Here is a 518-nt window from a genome sequence, read left to right as displayed (position 1 = left end):
GAGTTTTGAGGCTCGGAGCTGTTGGTGAATCGTTCTTAGATGTCTGTTTCTTAGAGGGTTGTGTGGTTAGAGGGTTGGGGTAATCTGGTATGCGCATCTGCATCGGAGTCTTCTTGTTGAGGGCTCGATGAGGACGCGCTGTGTTATAGAGAGCAATCGTTTGCGAGAGGATCTCCCGAACTTGATCTATGGGCTTATCCTCGAAGTTGTAGAGCCAGTCGTTCTTGATGATTCCGTTAAGTCGCTCAGCCATAGCGTTGTGGAGAGGGTTGCCGGTCTGGGTAACGCTGGTTACGATGCCTAGGCTGGCCTCGTAGTCGGTCATCTGCTTGGAGACGTATTGACAGCCTCGGTCGCTATGGAAGATGAGTCCTTTGAGGTCAAAGCCATGCTTCTGGTAGAAGTCAACGGTCTGTTTTAGTGCGTTGTAGGGGCCCTCTGTGGAGAGCGTGGGCTGCAGGTCAAAGCCTGTGATGATGCGGCTATAAGCATCCATCGTCAGGGAGAGATATGCGAAG

Annotated in this window: 1 protein-coding gene; it reads right to left on the bottom strand. The window is 51.9% G+C overall.

Translation table 11 applies throughout. The annotated features are described in order from the left end of the window. The coding region (locus tag PORUE0001_RS01935; RefSeq protein ID WP_007364781.1) for an IS3 family transposase at positions 1–518 on the bottom strand (518 nt) is incomplete at both ends.

Source organism: Porphyromonas uenonis 60-3 (genome assembly GCF_000174775.1).
Lineage (GTDB): Bacteria > Bacteroidota > Bacteroidia > Bacteroidales > Porphyromonadaceae > Porphyromonas > Porphyromonas uenonis_A.
This window is presented reverse-complemented; position numbering and strand designations above follow the sequence as displayed.